The following is a 14726-nucleotide window of genomic DNA, read 5'->3' as shown; positions in this document are numbered from 1 at the left end:
TCAGGCTTGGGTTTTTTTTTGCCCGGGATTTAGGCTGAACCGACATATAATCAGAAAAGAATTTGCACAGGAATGTGTAAAATTATAGCCAGTCAAAGTTGGCAGTTCATAGACTTATCACTTATTGTTTATTCGCAAAGTGATTGTGTCGCAATAAATGCTAAAGCCAAATTGGCACATAGCTGATTTATTAAATTTTCATTAATTTAACCATTTGATTATTAATGGAAATAATTTTTTGTATAAAAAAACTACAATCTAACAAAAAGGCAGGTTTTATCGAATCTGAACAATGTTATTTATATTTTGTTCACAGAGTTATACACAGAAATTGTGGAAAAGATTGCATGTGCTTGATTATTAAATCAGATTGCTGAGTTTACTGAAAGCTCAAAAATCAAAATAAGCTTAATCAATTCTATTGGCTGGAGTGCTTTTATTGAAAATGCAACTGACAACTACCCGGATTCAAAGAATAAAACGCCGTTGGACTTGGACAATAGGGCCTTTAATGGCAAAGTTTACGCATGGAAAATAACCATTTTAATCCGGCTCAGACCGATTTACTAAAAGGCGTAAACTTGATCGAGGCCAGCGCCGGAACGGGTAAAACCTATACCATTGCGATGTTGGTTTTACGTTTTGTGGTTGAGCGAGGTATCGCAATCGAGAAATTGCTGGTGGTTACCTTTACCAAGGCTGCGACCGAAGAGCTTAAAGATCGCATCCGTTCCAGGCTGGTTGAAGCCAGGCAGGCTTTGGAAGGCTCCGTTCGACAAGCTCAGGGCAGGCCCATTCGACAGGCTCAGGGCAGGCCTACTGAAAACATCGACAGTAATATTGCCAGCTGGTTGGCTAACTTGGACATGGTCCCAGAGCTGGTCAGGCAGCGTCTGAATTTGGCGCTGTTGGATATAGATCAGGCCGGTATTTTTACCATTCACGGCTTTTGCCAACATGTCTTAAAAGAGCATGCGTTGGAAAGCGGGCAATTATTCGACGCAGAGTTAACCAGCGATTTAGCAGATATTAAACAAGCTTGTGTAGATGATTTTTGGCGCAAGCAGATATATCAACGTTCGGCTTGGGAAGCCGCAGTATTAACGGCGGACTTTAAAACGCCGGATGCGCTGCTTGCCAGCGTTGCCGGATTCCCTAGTAATAATGGACTCAGCGTTTATCCGGATTGCGAAAGCCTAGATGTTGCTTTAAAAAATCTTCAGCAGCAGGCGGATTCAGCGAAAAAGCAATTGGATAAATGTGTAACCGTTCTGCGCAATTGTTTTGTCGATGAAAAATTCAAAGCCAGTTACACCGAGACTTTTGAGTTTTATTGTACAGAACTCAGCAATTGGTTAGATGGCAAAACCAACCAGATACCTGCTTTAGAGGCACTCGCATTATTGACTAAAAACAGCCTGATGGATGCCTTAAACGGCAACAAATTCAGAAGTAATAAAATCCAATCCGGCCAAGAACGCAAGCTTGAATATTTAGCCGAATTAGCAATCGATACTACGGCCTTCGATCAGTTGGAGGCTGCATTCAAGCAAATCACTCTGGTATTACGAATAACCTTGCTGGACAGTTTGCGCGAGGAGCTGGATAAGCGTTTGCAGCGGCTTAATGTAATGTCATTCGACGATTTAATCAGTCGTTTAGCTGATGCATTGCACAGCGAAAAAGGCGCACTACTGACATCTGAATTGCAACAGCGTTTTGAAGTTGCGCTGATTGATGAGTTCCAAGATACCGATGACAGTCAGTGGTTTATTTTTTCCAGCATTTTCGCCGCTCCCAGCCAATATTTATATTTAATCGGCGATCCCAAACAGGCGATATATAAATTTCGCGGCGCAGATATTCACTCGTATTTGAGCGCGCAAAAACAAGCAGAACATCAATTTACGTTAGACAAAAACTGGCGATCGCATCCGGATTTGGTCGAAGCCGTGAATGCCTTGTTTCAAAGAGACCGGGCATTTTTGTTGGATGGCCTGGAGTTTATCAATGTTACGCCCGGCTTTTCGGCAAATAATGGCGCATTGCACTATGCAGGACAGGCTGCGGCACCGATGGTGCTGTGGCAGTTACCGGAAAGCGACAGCAAAGCGGGATATTGGACGGGAGGAAAGGCGGCGGATGAGCTCAGGATAGCTGTTGTCAATGAAATCGTTGAACTGCTGATCGGCGAATACAGTTTGCAACCTATGAACCGGAGCTTGCAGCCTAAAGACATCGCCATTTTAGTCAGAACTAACACCCAGGCCAGAGAGTATCAAGCGGCATTGCGTCTGGCTGGGGTGCCTTCTGTGTTAAACAGCACAGAATCGGTTTTTGCTTCGCAAGAAGCGGTCGACTTATACACTCTGTTGCAAGCCGTGGCTCATCCTGGCGATAGCGGATTGCTCAAGCAGGCCTTGACGGTGGATTGGTTCGATCTGGATGGTCAAACGCTGTATCGACTGATCAATAATGAAATTGAGTTGGATGGCTGGATATCGCGCTTTCTCGGTTATTTTCAGGATTGGCAGCAAACCGGATTGATGGCGATGATGCAGCGTTTGCTGACCCAGGAAAAAATCAGGGCCAATATATCGAAAACGCTGATGGCGGAAAGACAGCTCACTAACTTGTATCATCTTATCGAGCTGGTCCAGCAAGCTGCGGTTGATGAACATTTGGGCATAAATAAAACTTTGGATTGGTTACGTAGCGAAATGACCAAATCGGGCAGTGCGGAAGATCAGCAGTTGCGTCTTGAAAGCGACGATGACGCGGTTAAAATCGTTACCATGCATCGCTCCAAAGGGCTGGAGTACTCCATTGTATTTTGCCCTTACCTCTGGCAGCGCAGCAACCGGTTAAACAGTGAAAATTTGATGATCAAATGTCACGAGCAAGGTCGGACGGTCATCGATCTGGGCTCGGAAGATTTTGAACGTCGGCGCGAACTGGCATTAAACGAAGAGCTGGCCGAAGATTTGCGGGTATTTTACGTGGCAGTTACCCGCGCCAAATACCGTTGTTATATTGCTTGGGCCGATGTGCGCTCAGAAAATAAGCCAAATGACTCCGCGATGGCTTGGCTGCTTGAACTCGCGGACGCTGGTTTTTCCGGGCAACAAGCAAAATTGCAAGCCTTTCAAGATAAAGCCGCATACCGGTTGCTGGATGTGCCGGGTGAGTTAAATGGAAGCTATCAAAAAGCAATTGCGCAGACAAACTTGCAGACAAAAAAACGCAAAAGATCACTGTACACGAACTGGCAAATGAGCAGTTATACGGCTTTGTCGGCATTAAGCATTCATGATGAGCCGGAGTTGCCGGAAGACAAAGCAGGAGAACAGGCGATCATCGCCGAGCCCGGCAGTATAGCAATGGAATTGCCGAGGGGGGCTCACACAGGTAATGTCGTGCATGATCTGCTGGAAAACATTGCATTCAGCTATTTATCTCAGCGCAAGGATATTGCTACGCAACGGGACAAAGCTTGTCAGCGTTACGGCTTGAAACTGGAACGGCCGGAAATACTTGATGAATTGTTACAAGCAGTGGTTGCAACGCCACTATCTGAAGCCGATGCCAATTTTTGCTTAATGAATCTGCCGGAAAATCAGTGCTTAAAGGAAATGGCGTTTTATTTATCGATGCAAACCATCGATGCTGCCCGGATTAACGATATTTTGTGCGATACCCCCGCTTTTCAGCCCTTGACCGCCAAGCAAATGTGCGGCTATCTAACCGGATTTATCGATCTTGTCTGCGCGTTTCCAAGTTCGGCAACGAACCGCTATTATGTGATGGATTATAAAACCAACAGCTTGCAAGATTACACCCCAGACAGCTTAACCCATGCGATGCGCGAACATAATTACGGCCTGCAATACTGGATTTACACGGTCGTGCTGCACCGTTATTTGCAAACGCGCTTGCCGGATTACGACTATGAAACGCATTTCGGCGGCGTGCGCTATCTGTTCGTGCGCGGCATGCAGCCGGATCAACCGATGAGCGGGGTTTATCAGGACAGGCCGGACTTGGAGCGGGTTGAAGCATTGGCGGCATTGTTTGGAGGGAGGCCGTGATAGATGGGCTGGACGCAGAATCACAAACCGAACAAAGATTATTCAGCCGCCTGAATATAGCTTTTGCCCGTTTCCTTAGTCAGCACACCAGCTTCGATTCCATACAAAAACAGGCTTTCGAAGCTATCGTAATGGCAGTCTCTTACGAACAAAACCAGGGCCATAGTTGCATTCAAATAGACGATGAAGCACGGACATTGCTGTTTGCTTCCGGGCTGGTAGAGACAGACCTTAAAAGCCAGGCAAATCCCCTGCCTTTGGTTATCGAGCAGAACCGCCTGTACCTGCACCGTTATTGGAATTATGAAAACCGGCTGGCGATGCAAATCAAGGCAATGGCTCAGGTTGCACATCCGGTAGAACAACTCGATGCGATGCTGGACCGTTATTTTGCTGCGAGTGAAGAAACCGACGACCAGCGCGAGGCGGCGAAAATGGCAGTCCGGCAGTCGTTCAGCATTATTACCGGCGGACCGGGAACCGGCAAAACATTTACAGTCGTTAAAATTCTGGCCTTATTGCAGGAGCTGGCAGAACAACCGCTGCATATTGCTTTGGCGGCACCGACTGGAAAAGCCGCCATGCGTCTTCAGGAATCGATAGGTTTTAGCAAAGCGAAACTGCCGTGTTCGGATACGATCAAAAGCCGCATCCCGGAAACAGTGACTACCTTGCATCGCCTGCTGGGCGCAATGCCGCCTTCCCCGTATTTTCGGCATCATGCCGACAAACCGCTGGTATACGATCTGGTTGTGGTCGACGAAGCGTCCATGGTCGATCTGGCCTTGATGAGCAAACTGCTAGATGCGTTAAAACCCGGTGCATGCCTGATCTTGCTGGGCGATAAGGATCAACTGGCATCGGTCGAATCCGGCGCGGTGCTGGCTGATTTAGCCGCCGCAGAAACCTTGCAAAACAACGTCTACACGTTAAAAAAATCGCACCGTTTCGGTGGCGCAATAAAAGAGCTGGCCGAGGCGGTCAACCTCCAACAGGATGAACTCGCCTGGCAAATTTTATCCGGCGGAGGCGACGGCACAGTGCAATTTCTTGATACTGATTTAATCGGTTATGTAGCAGCGCAGCAAGCCGAGTATTTGCAGTTGATAAAGGCCGGAGCCGAATTTGAACGGATTTATCAGGCATTTAGCCGTTTTCAAGTGTTGTGTTCCAACCGGCAGGGGAAAAACAGCGTTGCCGACATCAATTACCGGGTTGAACAAAAATTGGCCGAGCAACAGCGGATTGATTTGTCCGGCTTATGGTATCCGGGTCGGCCAGTCATAGTCACGCAAAACAACCCGGCTCTGAATCTTTATAATGGCGATATTGGTATTTGCATGGTGGATAATGTAGGGGCAGGCCTTGAGCATGACCAACCAGGGCAACCACAAGGGACTGCCCCTACCGGAAAACTGATGGTGTTTTTCCAGCGTCCCGACGGCAGTGTCAAAAAATACCTGCCAGCCCGCGTGCCGCATTGTGAAACCGTTTTTGCGATGACGATACATAAAAGCCAGGGCTCTGAATTCGAGGAAGTGTTAATCGTGCTACCCGAAGCCATTAATCCTGTGTTAACCAAAGAATTGTTGTACACAGCAATTACCCGAGCCAAAGAAAGTATCAAACTGGTTGCCAGGGAGGCTGTCTTTATCGCGACAGTCAAGCAAAAAATAGAGAGAGTTACTGGGTTGGTTGATAAATTTAAGATTTGAAATGGATGCTTTTTCCACCACGAAGACAAGAAGAATAACGCCGAAAGTAGAGTGTTATCATTCCACGTTAATCTAAAAATAATCTTGGTTGTTATTATTAGGGCGCTAATATTCGCGCTGAGTCCGCAGCTTGGGATAATGTGCGAATCTCAGCCTACATGTGTTTTAAAACGAGGTCGGTTTGATGAGCAAGATTTGCATGACTGATTTTTATCCCATTATTCTGCTTGCGGATGACGCGCCTGAACTGCCGGAGCAACAAGGCAATAAAACGAAATATTGGCTACATATTGATAATCGGCTTTTTTTATTTAAAATTGGTCGGCCGAATACTGGCGAAAACTGGGCAGAAAAAGTTGCTTGTGAGTTATGTACATTATTAGGTTTGCCTCATGCCCATTATGAGCTTGCTGTATGGATGAACCAAAAAGGGATTCTCTCTGAAACGATTGTTCCGCCTGATGGTCGCTTGGTGATGGGTAATGAATTGTTAGCAGAAATTCACAGTACCTATCCAGAACAGCAACGATATAAAGTACAGGATCATACTTTTGGTCGAATTGTTGCTCTATTGAATAGCCCGGATATTTTATTGCCTATGAACTGGCAACCGCCAAGCGATGTCATACAAAATGCGGTTGATGTATTTTTGGGGTATTTATTACTGGATACATGGATTGCTAATCAAGATCGGCATCATGAAAACTGGGCCGTAATACGCCACGGTGAAATTTATTTAGCTCCGACGTACGATCATGCGGCTTCGATGGGACAAAATGAAAGTGATACCAAACGCAAAGAGCTGTTAACAACACGCAACCAAGAACGGCATATCAGCAGTTATATAGAAAAAGCCCGTTCAGCGATTTATTTAAATAAATCAGAGCAAAAGCCATTACATACTTTGAATGTTTTTTGGCAATTTGCGGCTAAAAGACCCGAATCGGCAAAACTATGGTTACAAAGATTGGGCGACATCTCACCTGAACAGTGTCAAAATGTCTTTAACAAAATACCGTCGTCTGAAATCAGCGAAACGGCAATTGAATTCGCTATGAAATTATTAGAATTAAATCAAAAAAGATTACTGGAGATAAAACCATGAAGGCTCTTTATGTCGCTTGGCAAGACCCAGAGACGCGTCTTTGGCATACTGTGGGGCAATTGACACGGGAAAACGGTTTATACAGATTTGCCTATACCCAAGGCGCGTTAGCGTCACCACGTTTTAAATATTTGGGCAGGATGTTGGATTTACATAAAAACTACTATTCTCATGAATTATTTCCGCTATTCGCCAATCGTGTGCTAAATAGTTCGCGCCCGGAATATCCTGATTATGTACGTTGGTTAGCCATGAATCCTGCTACAGAAAATGACCCCATGCAATTGCTGGCTCGTTCCGGCGGGATTCGAGCGACCGATGAATTATGCGTTTATCCCCATCCTGAAATCAACGATCAAGGAGAAATGGAATTATTTTTTCTCAGTCACGGCTTGCGTCATCTTGAGCCAGCCAGCTTAGATCGTATCGAACGATTGCAAAGCGGCGACCATATTGTATTAAAGTGTGAAGATAGCAACGAACATGATCGTTTTGCTTTAGTGTTGGAAACCGAAGAGGCTATCAAAATTGGGTATTGTCCGCGTTATTTAAATCGGGATATGCGTAGAGTTATGGAAAAAACTACAGTACAACTAACTGTAGAGTGTTTAAACCATGATGCACCAGTTCAATTTCGTTTGCTGTGTAAGGCCATTTTTAAGCTGCCGCAAGGATTTCAGTTGTTTACGGGGGATGAATATCAGCTTTTAGATAGTGAAGTGGCTGCAGCCTGATCTTCGAAGTTTAATGTGCGATACAATATTAAACAATTACGAACAAGCTGTTGAATTACTGGATAGCCTAATTGACGTAGTCGGCGAAAACGAAAATCATCCTTTAGCTTCATTAATGGAATTAGTGAGTGTTTTAATTGAACAATACGAGGAAACTCATATTCCTGAAATTACGGATAGGTATAAGGGCTTAAGTTAAGGCAGTGCGCCGGAAACGCCTGTTCCCGCTGCTGCTCGAACTGGCTTATTCCGGCCTACCACCCAACTTCAACTTCTTATTCTTTCATCTTCTTTTCCAATTCTTTCTGGGTCAAATGCCGTACATCTTCGCCTTTGACCATATAAACCAGGTGCTCGCAGATGTTACAGGCATGGTCGCCGATTCTTTCCAGCGAGCGGGCGATCCACAGCACATCCAACATCCGGGTAATATTTCTCGGATCTTCCATCATCTTTGTAATCAGTTGCCGGATGATACTGCCGTATTCACGGTCGACATTTTCATCCAAGCCAGTGATGGTGACTACGTCTTCAATATTCATCCTCGCGAAGACGTCCAGTGCGCCGTGCAGCATTTCCTGAACCAATTCGGCCATATGCTCCAGCTCATAATATTGGTCATGCTTACTATTGTCGCCGCCGGATAACTGTATCGCCATTTCGGCGATACGCTCGGCCATGTCACCGACGCGCTCCAGCTCATTAATAACCTTCATTACCGTAATCAACAATCTTAAATCGAACGCCGCAGGCTGCCTTAGCGCTAAAATCTGCATACATTCCTGATCGATAGCCATTTCCAATGCATCGACCTGATTGTCCTGCTTGATGACCAACTCGGCCATTTCCAGGTCTCCGGTCGAAAAGGCCGTTACCGCCAGCTCGATCTGCTGCTCAACCAGCCCGCCCATGGTTAAGACTTTGTTACGCACATCCTCCAGTTCTTTATTAAACTGGCCCGATATATGGTGTCCTATTTTGCTATTGTCCATTATTTGCTCCTGATTAGCCGTACCGACCGGTAATGTAATCTTCGGTCTGTTTTTTTCTAGGATTGGTAAACAACTCGCTGGTCGTGCCCATCTCAATCAATTCGCCCATAAACATAAACGCGGTGTAGTCTGAAACCCGCGCCGCTTGCTGCATATTGTGCGTTACGATAACTATAGTGTACTTTTCTTTAAGCTCGTTGATCAGTTCTTCAATTTTTAAGGTTGAAATAGGGTCCAGCGCCGACGCGGGTTCATCCAGCAACAGCACTTCAGGTTCTATCGCAATCGCCCTGGCAATTACCAGACGCTGCTGCTGTCCGCCTGACAGGCCTAAAGCATTATCGTTCAGACGGTCTTTAACTTCATCCCAAAGCGCTGCCCCGCGTAACGCGTTTTCAACCGTTTCCTCCAATATCCGCTTGTCGTTGATGCCCTGTATTCTAAGGCCGTAAGTGACATTCTCGAAAATGGACTTCGGGAAAGGGTTCGGCTTTTGAAACACCATGCCGACGCGTCTGCGTAACGCAGCCACATTGACGGTCTTGTCGTAAATATTTTCATTGTCCAGCAGCACCTTGCCTTCGATGGTGACATTGTCCACCAGATCGTTCATGCGGTTGATGCAGCGTAGCAGCGTTGATTTGCCGCAACCGCTGGGGCCGATATAGGCGGTTACCTTTTTTTTGGACATTTCCATGCTGACGTCATGCAAAGCCTGCTTTTGGGCATAGAAAAGATTTAAGTTTTCAACTTTGATGCAGGGCTCATTTGGCTCGCTCGATTTTTTCTGGCCTTGTAAAACTGAACTTACATCAATGGCATGTGTACGTGTGTGTTGTGCTGTCATTTCTTTAACCTTCCAGTGCCCGGTATTTTTCCCGCAAATGATTCCTGATTAAAATGGCCGATAAATTCAGCCCAACAATGACCAGTACTAACAATAATGATGTCGCATAAACCAAGGGTCTCGCCGCCTCGACATTGGGGCTTTGAAAGCCGACATCGTAGATATGAAATCCTAAATGCATAAATTTCCTGTCCAAATGCAAAAACGGGTAATTGCCGTCCAGCGGCAACGTGGGCGCAAGTTTAACCACACCGACCAGCATTAACGGAGCCACTTCGCCGGCCGCTCGCGCCACCGCCAGAATCAATCCGGTCATCATCGCCGGGCTGGCCATCGGCAATACCGTCAGCCATAAAGTTTCGAATTTGGTTGCACCCAAGGCTAGACTGCCTTCGCGGATAGACTTGGGGATACGCGCCAAACCTTCTTCGGTTGAAACAATAACCACCGGTAAAGTAAGCAGAGCAAGCGTGATGGATGCCCATACCAGACCGGGCGTACCGTAGACTGGCGCAGGGGCGGACTCTGGAAAGAACAGCCGGTCGATGTTGCCGCCCAGGATATAGACAAAAAAGCCCAGGCCGAATACCCCGTAAACAATAGAAGGAACGCCCGCCAGATTATTGACCGCAATCCTGATCAGGCGGGTGATGAAACCCTGTTTGGCATATTCGCGCAAATATACTGCCGCAATGACGCCAAACGGGGTCACGATAATCGACATCATGATCACCATCATCACCGTACCGAATATGGCCGGGAAAATTCCGCCTTCGGTATTGGCTTCGCGCGGTTCATCGCTTAAAAACTCAATCATCTTGATGCCGTAATGGCCGATTTTATCAAACAGGCTCATCGTGTTCGGTTGGTAAATCCTGACTACTTTTGCCAAGGGGATTTCAACTTCGTTACCGGTTTCTGTCTTTGCGACCAAGCTATCCCGTCTGATTTGGCGATACAGCTCAATTAACTGCGTTTGATATTCTTTATAGTCGATTTCCAATTCTGCTTTCTCGGCGGCGACCCGCTGCTCGGCTGCTGAGTCCCAGCGGTTTTCCAATTGCAGCTTCTTTTGTTCCAGTCTTAATTTTTCCAAGCTGTAGTTGATCGCGCCCACTTCCTTTTTTTCCAGGTGGGCAATTTCTTCAAAAACTGCTAAAGCCTGATCGATTCTGGTCTGAACGGTAGGCCAAGCTTGATCGCCTTCCGCGATAATCTTGCCGTTTTCTTTAACCGCAAGCAATTGGCCGTAAAAGTTACCCCATTCGCGTCTTTCTACCACCATCAATTCAGCCGGCGATTGTTGCTGCTTAATATTGCGCTCCAATATCCAGCGGAAATCGGTGCCGGTAATGTCGCGGTTGCCGGTTTTAATCAAGTACTGCACCAAGGTATCTTCATCATCGGACATGATATGACCGGTTGATTTGGCCATCGCGGCCGGCGTAATGCTGGTATCGACATGCTCGCCGATGATAGTCTGAAATTCCCTGCCCGGTTCCTGGTAGCCGAACTGTACCACTTGGGCGGGCCAGAAGTGCCCGGCCCCTCGCACTACTATCAAGCCCAGCACACCGATCACCATAATAAGGCAAGTACTGACCGCCGCTGCGTTTAGCCAAACCCAAGGAGTTCCGCTTTTAAACCATAATCTGATCATAATGAACTGTATTTTTCACGTAAACGCTGGCGAATAACTTCGGCCAGCGTGTTAAAAACAAAAGTAAACATAAACAATACCAGCGCGGCCAAAAACAACACCCGGTAATGCGTGCTGTCAACTTCCGATTCCGGCATTTCCACGGCAATATTCGCAGCTAAAGTACGCATACCCTGAAAAACGCTTAAATCCATTACCGGCGTGTTTCCGGTCGCCATTAACACAATCATGGTCTCCCCGACCGCGCGGCCGAAGCCGATCATGATGGCGGAAAAAATCCCCGGACTTGCGGTTAGCAGCACAACCCGGATCATGGTTTGCCAAGGCGTAGCACCCAGTGCCAGGGAGCCTACGGTCAAATGTTTCGGTACGCTGAAAATGGCATCTTCGGCAATTGAAAAAATCGTCGGAATAACCGCAAAGCCCATCGCCACGCCGACTACCAACGAATTGCGCTGGTCATAACCTATGCCCAGTTCCGCTTTAAACCAGTCGCGCAAAGTGCCGTGAAACAAAAACGTTTCTAACGGTACGCTGACTTTAAAAGCAAACCAGCCGCTGAGTAAAATGACAGGAATCAATATAGCGGCATCCCAGCCTTCCGAGAGATTATTGGTAATAGTCTTAGGTACGAATTGCCAAGTAAAGGCAAACAGCATGACGCCAATTGGCACAATCATCAGCGTAGCAAACAGTCCGGTCAGATGTTCTTCCATAAACGGGGCCAGCCAAAGACCGGCAAGGAATCCCAAAATAACCGTCGGCAACGCGCCCATGATTTCAATCGAGGGTTTTACGTACATCCGCATCCGCGGAGCCATAAAATAAGCAGTGTAAATCGCCCCCATCAGCGCCAGTGGTATCGCCACCAGCATCGCATAGAATGCCGCCTTCAGGGTGCCGAAAACCAATGGCGTTAAGCTGTATTTGGGTTCGAAGTCATTGTTTGCGGAAGAAGACTGCCAAACGTAATCGGGTTTTGGATAGCTTTCGTACCAGACTTGCTGCCAAAGCGATTTGACTGACACTTCGGGATGCTCGTTATCGACATGCCAAAAATGCATTTTGCCGTCTGCCGATTCAACTAACAAGGCGTTGGCTCTGGGTGACAATACTGCCGCTGACGGCAGGGCGTCGCTAACCCGTTCTTTAATCAGTTCCCGTTCGGCGGTTGAATGGTAAATGCCCACAATACCGTCTGCGTCGGTAGTCATAAAGCCTTTGCGCCGCTGTTCGGCGTTGATCGCAACGACCGCTTTATCTGACACTTTAAAAGACCTGATTTTTTGCATGGCCGGACGATTCAATTTATCTTTAACCATGCTCCACTGCGACACCAAACCTGTGGAGTCGCCGATCATCAGTGAAATATCGCCGTTTAAAAAAGCCACGCTGGTAATTTTTTGCCCTGCTTCAACTACATTCTGTTGCTGCCTGATAGTCGGGCTGCTTTTGTCGCTGATGTCGAAAAAACCCATCTGTCCGTCGTTGCTTATCAGGTACAGGTTGGATTCGTCCTTGTCGATTAAAATGTCGGCAATATTTGACGCCGACTGCTCCAGAACTGAATCGGTCCGCGTTAAGGCGGCTTCATCCGCAAACAACGATTGTTCTTTTTGGAAATTGATCAGGCGTATTTTGCCCGTGCCTTGTGGGGTATCGGCCGTTTTAGCGACTATTGTCGTACTATCCTCGCCGACCTTAACCGCGACTTGCTCTAAAGCTGCGCCGGAATCGTCCAACACTAAAGGCTGTTCGCCCAATGGATATTTAAGCGATGGGGTAATAACCCGTACATTGTTGGGATAAGTGACTTTATATTGATGTTTAACAACGATTGCCCGGCCATTGGATAACCCGTATACGACTGCGCCCTCATTGATAGGGCTGCCTTGAGCAAAGCTTGTGATATGTGCTCCTTCAGGTATTGTCACGGCCTGTGTCAAAATGGTTTTACCGGTAGTGGCCTCAAAGAACGCCACTTGCCCGCTGTCGGTAAATCTGGACCCTACCTCGTTTTGCTCCTCTATATCCAGCAGCAACGTGCGGCCCAAAGCCTGCTCCGGCACCGCGTACTCGCTGACCGATTCAGCGTTAGCGGATATGAACAAAGGAAAAACCACATACAGTAAATAAAAGAAAATCAGTACGATCGCGACGATTACGCCCAGTCCGCCTGCTACCACGCCATAGCGCGCCAAAGCATCTTTAATGAGTCGCCAGCGCTGGTGATATTCGCCGGAACTGATTGTTATGGAAGGCGGCTGATTAATGGGTATGTTTATTTCTGACATGCTAGAAGACTACAAGTTAAATGTGACAATGATATAACAAAAACCAAAAAAAACGGCCAAGATTCACAATGCGAATCTCAGCCGTTGTTATTGTCCGATGTGTTTTTTACTTTCTGAGGGGGAAGATAACAACACATTCAGTTAGAAACATCCTTGTCTGTGCGTCCTTACACAACACTATATCCTTAATTTAGAGCGATCCTTAGCCTTATTTAAGTGTAGCTAACACTTTATCAACAACTTTTGCAGGCAGAGGAATATAGCCGTCTTTGATAACCACTTGCTGGCCGGTTTTGGACATCACCATTTTGATGAACTCATTTTCTAACGGTGCCAAAGGTTGGTTAGGTTTCTTGTTGACATAAATATACAAGTAGCGCGTCAAAGGATAAGTGCCGGCAATTGCATTTTCAGGCGTTGCTTCGACAAACGTCGTGCTGCCTTTCTTTGCTAAAGGCACCATTTTAACGCCCGATGTTGTATAACCCATGCCGGAGTAACCGATACCGTTAACCGATGTAGTAACCGACTGGACGACGGAAGCTGAGCCGGGTTGCTCGTTTACGTTGTTTTTGAAGTCGCCTTTGCATAAAGCATGCTCTTTAAAATAACCGTAAGTACCGGAAACCGAGTTACGTCCGTATAACTGAATGCTTTTTGATCCCCAAGCAGCAACACCCGCGTCACCCCAAGTTTCAATACTTTTTTCGCCGCCGCATTTATTAGTCGAAGAGAAAATCGCATCAACCTGTTCCATGGTCAGGCCTTTAACCGGGTTGTCTTTGTTAACAAGAACAGCCAGTGCATCGATAGCTACCGGAATAGCAGTAGGTTTGTAGCCGTATTTATCTTCGAAGGCTTCAAGCTCGTCATCTTTCATTTCACGGCTCATAGGACCTAGATTTGAAGTGCCTTCAGTCAGCGCAGGAGGTGCGGTAGAGGAGCCGGCAGCTTGAATTTGAATGTTGACGTTAGGATAAGCGCGATTAAATTCTTCAGCCCATAATGTCATCAGGTTTGCCAACGTATCGGAACCGACACTGGACAGGTTGCCGGAAATGCCGCTGGCTTTTTGATACTCGGGTACACCCGCATCAACAGTTTGTACAGCACCGGCAACGTTGCTGGTTAATGCAGCGATACCAAAACCCATCGCGGTAACCAGCGATTTAGTCTTAAAAGATAGTTTCATAATCAACTCTCAAAATAATTTAAAGTGGGACTATTATCGAAATAGAATATGACAATAATATTACAATACGGTTTTTTTTTTGCTAAACCGGCCTTTAGC

Annotated in this window: 9 protein-coding genes; 4 read left to right on the top strand and 5 right to left on the bottom strand. The window is 46.7% G+C overall.

Annotated features, from left to right (window positions below; translation table 11 throughout):
- Window positions 1–527: 527 nt before the first annotated feature.
- The 4 genes from recB (at window position 528) to EPO18_RS16580 (ending at window position 7642) form a co-directional block, all read left to right on the top strand.
- Window positions 528–4088, top strand: coding sequence for an exodeoxyribonuclease V subunit beta (recB, locus tag EPO18_RS16595; protein ID WP_292435223.1), 3561 nt, complete (start codon window positions 528–530; stop codon window positions 4086–4088).
- On the top strand, window positions 4085–5803 hold the full coding sequence (gene recD, locus EPO18_RS16590) for an exodeoxyribonuclease V subunit alpha (RefSeq protein WP_292435222.1): 1719 nt from the start codon (window positions 4085–4087) through the stop codon (window positions 5801–5803). Before recB ends, recD begins: the two co-directional genes overlap by 4 nt.
- 199 nt (window positions 5804–6002) lie before the next feature.
- Entirely contained in the window at window positions 6003–6908 is a 906-nt protein-coding gene (locus tag EPO18_RS16585; RefSeq protein ID WP_292435220.1) for a HipA domain-containing protein, read from the top strand.
- Window positions 6905–7642 carry an HIRAN domain-containing protein gene (locus EPO18_RS16580; RefSeq protein WP_292435217.1) on the top strand — a complete coding sequence of 246 codons (738 nt, stop codon included), beginning with the start codon at window positions 6905–6907 and terminating at the stop codon, window positions 7640–7642. The genes EPO18_RS16585 and EPO18_RS16580 overlap by 4 nt, the downstream gene beginning before the upstream one ends.
- A gap of 275 nt (window positions 7643–7917) precedes the next feature.
- Here the strand turns inward: EPO18_RS16580 and phoU are convergent, their stop codons facing one another.
- From phoU to EPO18_RS16555, 5 genes are all read right to left on the bottom strand, one after another.
- Complete coding sequence (phoU, locus tag EPO18_RS16575; protein WP_292435215.1) at window positions 7918–8634, bottom strand: phosphate signaling complex protein PhoU; 717 nt, start codon at window positions 8632–8634, stop codon at window positions 7918–7920.
- A 13-nt stretch (window positions 8635–8647) separates the two neighbouring features.
- A complete protein-coding gene (gene pstB, locus EPO18_RS16570; protein ID WP_292435213.1) occupies window positions 8648–9481 on the bottom strand; it encodes a phosphate ABC transporter ATP-binding protein PstB in 834 nt (277 codons plus the stop codon).
- A 4-nt stretch (window positions 9482–9485) separates the two neighbouring features.
- Window positions 9486–11141, bottom strand: coding sequence for a phosphate ABC transporter permease PstA (gene pstA / locus EPO18_RS16565; RefSeq protein WP_292435211.1), 1656 nt, complete (start codon window positions 11139–11141; stop codon window positions 9486–9488).
- Entirely contained in the window at window positions 11138–13435 is a 2298-nt protein-coding gene (locus EPO18_RS16560; RefSeq protein ID WP_292435209.1) for an ABC transporter permease subunit, read from the bottom strand. Before EPO18_RS16560 ends, pstA begins: the two co-directional genes overlap by 4 nt.
- Before the next feature lie 208 nt (window positions 13436–13643).
- Window positions 13644–14627 carry a PstS family phosphate ABC transporter substrate-binding protein gene (locus tag EPO18_RS16555; RefSeq protein ID WP_292435207.1) on the bottom strand — a complete coding sequence of 328 codons (984 nt, stop codon included), beginning with the start codon at window positions 14625–14627 and terminating at the stop codon, window positions 13644–13646.
- Window positions 14628–14726 lie beyond the last annotated feature (99 nt).

The sequence above is a fragment of the Methylobacter sp. genome, from assembly GCF_004322395.1.
In the GTDB taxonomy this organism is placed as follows: domain Bacteria; phylum Pseudomonadota; class Gammaproteobacteria; order Methylococcales; family Methylomonadaceae; genus Methylobacter_A.
The sequence above is the reverse complement of the archived record's forward strand: the minus strand, read 5'-3'. Positions and strand labels throughout refer to the sequence as shown.

What these genes read in the sequence shown, in the direction of transcription:
- pstB (WP_292435213.1), bottom strand. Translation starts at nt 9,481, where the DNA reads ATGACAGCACAACACACACGTACACATGCCATTGATGTAAGTTCAGTT.
- pstA (WP_292435211.1), bottom strand. Translation starts at nt 11,141, where the DNA reads ATGATCAGATTATGGTTTAAAAGCGGAACTCCTTGGGTTTGGCTAAAC.
- EPO18_RS16555 (WP_292435207.1), bottom strand. Translation starts at nt 14,627, where the DNA reads ATGAAACTATCTTTTAAGACTAAATCGCTGGTTACCGCGATGGGTTTT.
- EPO18_RS16580 (WP_292435217.1), top strand. Translation starts at nt 6,905, where the DNA reads ATGAAGGCTCTTTATGTCGCTTGGCAAGACCCAGAGACGCGTCTTTGG.
- EPO18_RS16560 (WP_292435209.1), bottom strand. Translation starts at nt 13,435, where the DNA reads ATGTCAGAAATAAACATACCCATTAATCAGCCGCCTTCCATAACAATC.
- EPO18_RS16585 (WP_292435220.1), top strand. Translation starts at nt 6,003, where the DNA reads ATGACTGATTTTTATCCCATTATTCTGCTTGCGGATGACGCGCCTGAA.
- phoU (WP_292435215.1), bottom strand. Translation starts at nt 8,634, where the DNA reads ATGGACAATAGCAAAATAGGACACCATATATCGGGCCAGTTTAATAAA.
- recB (WP_292435223.1), top strand. Translation starts at nt 528, where the DNA reads ATGGAAAATAACCATTTTAATCCGGCTCAGACCGATTTACTAAAAGGC.